Below are 7287 nucleotides of genomic sequence, written 5' to 3' on the forward strand. Positions count from 1 at the left end.
CTAAATTTAAGGCGTAAGTTGACGTAAATGGTTGTTCCCTTTGCAAAACTTACAACGCAGAAGTGAGTTATTTTAACCAGTAAAATAGATTAGCTATTTACTGTAATTGGTATAACTCTATCGCCTCCTCTAAAAAACGGAGAAATCCAGTTAAGTTGCCTACATCTAAAAGTTTACAAATATACATGCCGACGCAAAAACAGTTTATTTTCTTTTCTTCTTTTAGAAATAAAATGCTTGGGGATAGCTATCGTTATCAGTAAAAAGGTTGTGGTTATGATGTGAGTTAAAAAACCTCTATTTTATTGCGATAAAATAGAGGTGTAAAATAGTGAAGTAAATGAATGTTATTGTTTAACCGCGAAAATAAGACTGCGCGACAAAAGGCATTTTACTCACTATCATGGCTAATTTTTTACCACGTACTTCAGCAAAAACTTCAGTTTCAAGTGTTGCAAACTCAATGCTCACATAACCCATTGCCACCGGTTTAGCGATTGAGGGGCCGTGAGTGCCGCTGGTAACAATGCCTATCTCATTACCTTGTGCATCAAACAGTTTACTGCCTTCACGTACCGGTGCTTTAGAGACGCCAATTAAACCAATACGTTTACGGCTTACCTGTTTTGTTTTTATCTGCTCAAGAATAATGTCGCACCCCGGGAATCCACCTGCGCGCGCGCCATCACTGCGACGATTTTTACTAATACCCCATAATAAACTCGCTTCTACTGGTGTCGTGGTTTCGTCTAAATCATGGCCGTATAAACATAAACCACATTCTAAACGTAATGAATCACGCGCGCCTAGACCAACCCACTGAACATCATCATCGCTCAATAGTTGTTGTGCTAATCTCTGTGCTGCATCAGCAGGCACTGAAATTTCATAGCCATCTTCACCTGTATAACCTGAGCGACTGACATAACACTCAGCGCCAGCAAGTTCTAATTTTAGTGCATCCATAAAGACCATGTTTGCTACCGCTGGGTTTAGTTTGCTTAATACATCAACGGCTTTTGGCCCTTGCAGTGCTAACAATGCGCGATCTTCAATTAACTGCATCTCAACATCTGCAGGCAAGTTTGCTTGTAGATGTTTAATATCTTGCTCTTTACAGGCCGCATTCACGACAACAAACAGGTGATCGCCAAAATTAGTGATCATTAAATCGTCGCTAATACCGCCCTGTTCATTAGTGAAAAAAGCGTAACGCTGTTTGCCCGTTGGCAAATCGATAATATCAACGGGCACTAATGTTTCCATAAATGCTGCTGCGTTAGTACCGATTAAACGTAATTGCCCCATGTGTGAGACATCAAATAAACCAGCGGCTGCACGGCAATGTAAGTGTTCTTTTTTAACCCCTAATTTATATTGAACAGGCATATCATAACCTGCGAAGGGCACCATTTTTGCACCCGCTTCAGTGTGCAAAGTATGTAAGGGGGTCGTTAATAGTTGTTCTGACATTATTTAATACTCCATGTTTATTAAGAGGCGGTAACCCATAAGATTAACGCATCTTGCTCACTAATTGAGATCAGCATGTGACCCATGTTGGCATCGTAATAAACTGAATCTCCTTGTTGTAAATTAACGGGTTCATAAAACTCAGAAAAGAAGGTGATTTCACCTGCTAATATTAATAAAAATTCTTCGCCATCGTGGCGGATCCAATCTGAATAATCGTTAAAATCTCTCGCTCTGACTTTAGATTTAAAGGGCATCATTTTTTTGTTGGTAAGTTGTGTGGCTAACAACTCATGCTCATAGGTTGAGGTGGGGTGTGCCTTACCCTCTTCATTGCGGGTGATATCACGACGACCTGTTGCTGTTACTTGTTTCGGCGTTGTAAACAGTTGAGGAAGATCTATCTCTAAACCCGTGGTTAATTTTTGCATTGCTTGAAAGGTGGGTGAGATCTGTTCATTTTCTATTTTTGATAATGTGGATCGCGCTAATCCTGTTTTTTGGCTCGCTTCTTCTAAGGTTAAATTCAGTGATTTACGGATCTCTTTTAAACGTTCTCCCAGTTTGATGGGGGCAATTTTTTCAGCCTTATTTTGGCTTGAGATCATCATTGAGGGGTAAATGTCTTGTTGTATTTTTTCGCTCATATAAGCCTTCCTTCTGTACGTTATATTTTGCTATCTGAGCCAGCGACGCCATAATAATGATCTACATAGTAAACATCCACAGTAAAAAAACCTACTCAATAATCGATCGGCGTCACAATTTCATAACAAAGTTTCCTTTTGGAAACTTATGTTCAAGCAGAATCTAATAATCCCCATATAATAACAAAATATTTACAACAATTGAGTCAGCGTGAATACCTTCAATGCAAGATAAAGCTAACGTTCAAGCATCTAATTGTTCGTGTGAGGTGTGATTGCTGTAGCGACGCGTCTTTTGTTTACTATAGGAAACAAAAGGCAAACACTGCTTTTTTACATTGTAATTGTTAATGTAATATTAATGGCGGGTGCCGTTCGTGATCCCATATAAACCAACTAAAAAGAGTTAAGGATTAAACATGAAAAACACATTAAAATTTACTGAAACGCACGAATGGGTACTCGATAACGGTGATGGTACTGTCACTATGGGCATTTCTCAACAAGCACAAGGTTTTTTAGGTGATGTGGTTTTTGTGGATCTGCCAGAAGTGGGTGATGAGGTTGAAGCGGGTGAAACATTTTCACTGGTTGAATCTGTTAAAGCTGCGTCAGATCTTTATGCACCCGTAACGGGTGAAATTGTTGAAATTAATGAACAGTTAGAAGATAGCCCTGAGTTAATTAATGAATCTGCACATTCAGCAGGTTGGATTGTTAAAATCAAAATGAGTGATGCAAGCGAACTTGATAATCTGTTATCAAACGAAGCTTACCAAGCAGCTAACGAAGAAGAAGATGAAGATTAAGTAAGCCAATCTTTTAGCGCAGATTAGTCTGCGTTTTTTTAAGTAAAAATAAGATTCATCCATTTTAAAATTTAAAACGCATTTTTTTGTAAATACTTAGATCTAAGCCATTTATGTTTAACTCAAGGCGAAAAAGCGCAGTTTAGTCGTCTAAATGAGCATTTTTAACAAGAAGTAGGCTTAAATGGCAACGATCTAAGTCGTTACCGGTAAATTGCTTAGGAAACACCATGACCGATACCACGCTTATTGACCTATTAAGTGATCATAACGATTTTGCTTCTCGCCACAATGGCCCCGATGTGACTCAACAAAAAAAGATGTTACAAACCATTGGTGTAAACAGTATTGATGAACTTATCAAGGAAACTGTACCTGCTGCTATTCGCTTGCCCAAAAAGATGCAATTAGCGGATGCATTAAGTGAAGCGGATATGCTCACTTCGCTAAAAGCGATTGCGAGTAAAAATATCATTAATCGCAGTTTTATTGGTCAAGGTTATTACAACACCTTTGTGCCCAATGTGGTGTTGCGTAATGTATTAGAAAATCCGGGCTGGTACACCGCATATACGCCTTATCAACCTGAGATTTCACAGGGGCGTTTAGAGTCACTGCTTAATTATCAGCAAATGATCATTGATCTTACTGCAATGGAGATCGCTAATGCCTCTTTACTCGATGAAGCAACAGCCGCCGCAGAAGCGATGACCTTGTGTAAACGTGCAGGTAAAAACAAAAGTAAAACCTTTTTCGTGAGCAATCAACTGCACCCGCAAACCATTGATGTTATTCGCACTCGTGCTGAGTATATCGGTTATGACATTGTTACTGGTGATATTGACGATCTTGATCATTATGATGTGTTTGGCGCTATTTTACAGTATCCAAGCACCACCGGTAATGTGCAAGATTTAACCGATGCCATCGAAAAAGCACACGCTAAAAAGACCTTAGTGGCGGTTGCTTCTGACTTATTAAGCTTAACGTTGTTAAAAGCCCCGGGTGAAATGGGCGCCGATGTAGTGATTGGTAGTGCGCAACGTTTTGGTGTGCCGATGGGCTTTGGTGGGCCACATGCTGGGTTCATGGCAACCAAAAACAAATTCAAACGTACCATGCCGGGGCGTGTGATTGGTGTTTCTAAAGATAGCAAAGGCAAACCTGCACTGCGCATGGCAATGCAAACGCGTGAACAGCATATTCGTCGTGAAAAAGCGACCTCAAATATCTGTACCGCTCAAGCATTATTAGCCAATATGGCCGCCTTTTATGCGTTGTATCATGGACCAGAAGGGCTACGAAAAATAGCGCGTCGGGTGCATCATTTTACCGCTATTTTAGCGACTGGTTTGCGTTCTGAAGGTATCGAACTTGAAAATGAACATTTCTTCGATACTTTAACGATAAATACCAAAGAGCATAGCAAAGCTATCTATCATCGTGCGTTAGCAGAGGGCATGAACCTACGTAAATTCCCAACGGCGGATAATGTGCCTGTACAATTGGGGATCAGTCTCGATGAAACCACCACGGCGAAGGATGTTGAAGATCTACTGTTAGTGATTACTGGCAAAGCCTTAAAAGTGGCTGATTTAACAACGCAAGTAGCTATCGATGAGTTTGCAGGCATTCCACAAAGTTGTCGCCGAATCAGTAAATACTTACAGCACCCTATTTTCAGCGCGCATCACAGTGAAACACAAATGATGCGTTACATGAAAAAATTGGAGAACAAAGATTACTCGCTAACACACGGTATGATCCCGCTGGGTAGCTGCACTATGAAGTTAAATGCGGCAGCTGAGATGTTGCCGATCACATGGCCTGAATTTGGACAGTTGCACCCCTTTGCACCTACTGAGCAAAGTTTTGGTTATCAAGAGTTAGCTGAAAAGTTTTCTACTATGTTATGTGAAATAACGGGTTACGATGGTTTCTCACTGCAACCAAACTCTGGCGCACAGGGTGAATACGCAGGGTTAATTGCGATTCAGCGTTATCATCAAAGCCGTGGTGAAGGGCAGAGAAATATCTGTTTAATTCCAAGCTCTGCACATGGTACAAATCCTGCGTCGGCCTCGATGGTTTCCATGAAAGTGGTCGTCGTTGGCTGTGATGCGTTAGGTAATATCGACCATGTAGACTTAAAAGCTAAAATCGACAAGCATCGTGATAATTTGTCATGCATCATGATCACTTACCCGTCAACACATGGTGTTTACGAAGAAGCGATTCAGGAAGTGTGTGAGTGGGTGCATGAAGCGGGTGGTCAAGTTTACCTTGATGGTGCAAACATGAATGCACAGGTTGGTTTAACCAGTCCGGGCTTTATCGGCTCAGATGTTTCACACCTTAATTTACATAAAACATTCTGTATTCCTCACGGTGGCGGTGGTCCAGGGATGGGGCCTATTGGCGTGAAAGCACATCTTATTCCCTTTTTACCGGGACATATCGAAGTCACAGAATCTGCGCAGAGCAAACATTACGCTGTTTCTGCCGCTGAATTAGGATCTGCCTCTATTTTGCCAATCTCTTATGCTTACATTGCAATGATGGGCGAGCAGGGTTTAACACAAGCGACCAAGCTTGCAATATTAACGGCCAACTATGTCATGGAGCGTTTACGTCCTCATTATCCTGTTTTATACATTGGTAAAAAGGGACGTGTTGCGCACGAATGTATTATCGATATTCGTCCGATTGAGGCTACTTCTGGCATCTCAGGTGAAGATATTGCCAAACGTCTGATGGATTACGGTTTTCATGCGCCAACCATGTCGTTTCCTGTTGCGGGTACGTTAATGATTGAACCGACTGAATCGGAAGACTTAGCTGAGCTAGACCGTTTCTGTGATGCCATGATTGCCATTCGCCATGAAATACAACAGGTTGAAGGGGGAGAGTGGACGTTAGAAGATAATCCATTAGTGAATGCACCGCATACCCAAGTGGATTTGATGGAAACGCAGTGGGAACATAACTACACGCGTGAGCTTGCCTGTTTCCCATCGCGCCATACGAAAGACGCTAAATACTGGCCTGCTTCTAATCGAGTCGATAACGTCTACGGCGACAGAAACTTGATCTGCTCTTGTCCGAGTATTGAAAGTTATATGGAAGATTAATTTTTTAGAGAGTTAAAGAAAAGGCGAAGCAGAAATGACTCGCCTTTTTTGTTGCTAGTTATTTTTTGAATCAGCTTTAATCTGCTAGAAGAAAAAGTTTTAATACCTTGCTTTATGTTCATCAGATTATGCTTTTAAATTAAAATTGTAACTACTCAGCACCTCCTGAAATTGAGGTTCTTTATGTAAAATAGAACGTAAATGGCAACGACCTGAGTAGTTACTCAACATTGAGGATTAGAAATGCCTAATATTAAGCCGGTACCACAAACGCACATTATTACTGCAGACTGTCCTAGTCAACCGGGTACCGTTGATGTGGTTACGCGATTTTTGTTTGAGCAAGGTTTTTATATTAATGAAATTCACTCATTTGATGATACGACTGAAAGTCGCTTTTTCATCCGTATTGAGTTTAGAGCCGAGACAGCAAAAGAATTTAACCGCGACACGTTTTGCCAACAATTTGAGCAACGCGCCAGTGCATTTGAAATGCAATGGCAATTAGCATCAAGCCCTTATAAATCGAAGGTGGTGATCATGGTGTCGAAACACGATCATTGTCTTAATGACTTATTGTATCGTTATCGCACTGGCGATCTTAATATCGAAATTCCAGCAATAATATCTAACCATCCTGATTTAGAAGAACTGGCCAAATGGCATAATATTCCTTATTACTACCTGCCTATTAGCAAGGAAACCAAACCACAACAAGAAGCTAAAGTTTGGCAGATTATCCAAGATTGTGAAGCCGATCTCGTGGTGTTAGCCCGGTATATGCAAGTGTTATCTTGTGAGATGAGTAAAAATCTTGCCGGTAAAGCGATCAATATTCATCATTCATTACTACCTGGTTTTAAAGGCGCTAGGCCCTATCATCAAGCCTATGATCGTGGCATTAAATTAGTTGGCGCTACGGCTCATTATGTGAGTGATGATCTCGATGAAGGGCCAATCATTAGCCAAGGCGTTGAAACCGTTGACCATTGCTATTACCCACAAGATTTAGTTGCTAAGGGGCGTGATATTGAATGTCTGACACTGTCTAGAGCGGTACGTTACCATATTGAACATCGTATTTTCTTACATGGTAAAAAAACCGTGGTGTTTGCTAAGTAATACCATTCCACTTAATATAATGATCAGGTTTTACGCAGGGTAAATTACTAAGGTCAAGGCGCATGATTGAGTAATAAGCAAAACGGTTATTTGTTTTGTACTGCG

5 protein-coding genes are annotated in these 7287 nt (G+C 40.9%); 3 read left to right on the top strand and 2 right to left on the bottom strand.

Going from position 1 to position 7287, the window contains the following annotated elements; translation table 11 throughout:
• Nucleotides 1-354: 354 nt before the first annotated feature.
• Nucleotides 355-1473, bottom strand: a complete 1119-nt coding sequence (gene gcvT, locus G322_RS0115995; RefSeq protein ID WP_022942729.1) for a glycine cleavage system aminomethyltransferase GcvT — start codon at nt 1471-1473, stop codon at nt 355-357.
• Nucleotides 1474-1493: 20 nt separating this feature from the next.
• Nucleotides 1494-2120, bottom strand: coding sequence for a helix-turn-helix domain-containing protein (locus tag G322_RS0116000; RefSeq protein WP_022942730.1), 627 nt, complete (start codon nt 2118-2120; stop codon nt 1494-1496).
• A 419-nt stretch (nt 2121-2539) separates the two neighbouring features.
• On the opposite strand from G322_RS0116000, the gene gcvH reads away from it, so the two are divergent.
• The 3 genes from gcvH (at nt 2540) to purU (ending at nt 7182) form a co-directional block, all read left to right on the top strand.
• Nucleotides 2540-2929, top strand: a complete 390-nt coding sequence (gene gcvH, locus G322_RS0116005) for a glycine cleavage system protein GcvH (RefSeq protein ID WP_022942731.1) — start codon at nt 2540-2542, stop codon at nt 2927-2929.
• A 230-nt stretch (nt 2930-3159) separates the two neighbouring features.
• On the top strand, nt 3160-6060 hold the full coding sequence (gene gcvP, locus G322_RS0116010) for an aminomethyl-transferring glycine dehydrogenase (protein ID WP_022942732.1): 2901 nt from the start codon (nt 3160-3162) through the stop codon (nt 6058-6060).
• 243 nt (nt 6061-6303) lie between these two features.
• Nucleotides 6304-7182 carry a formyltetrahydrofolate deformylase gene (gene purU, locus G322_RS0116015; protein WP_022942733.1) on the top strand — a complete coding sequence of 293 codons (879 nt, stop codon included), beginning with the start codon at nt 6304-6306 and terminating at the stop codon, nt 7180-7182.
• The last annotated feature ends 105 nt before the right edge of the window (nt 7183-7287 follow it).

Origin of the sequence: Psychromonas hadalis ATCC BAA-638 (assembly GCF_000420245.1) — a bacterium.
Taxonomy (GTDB): Bacteria; Pseudomonadota; Gammaproteobacteria; order Enterobacterales; family Psychromonadaceae; genus Psychromonas; species Psychromonas hadalis.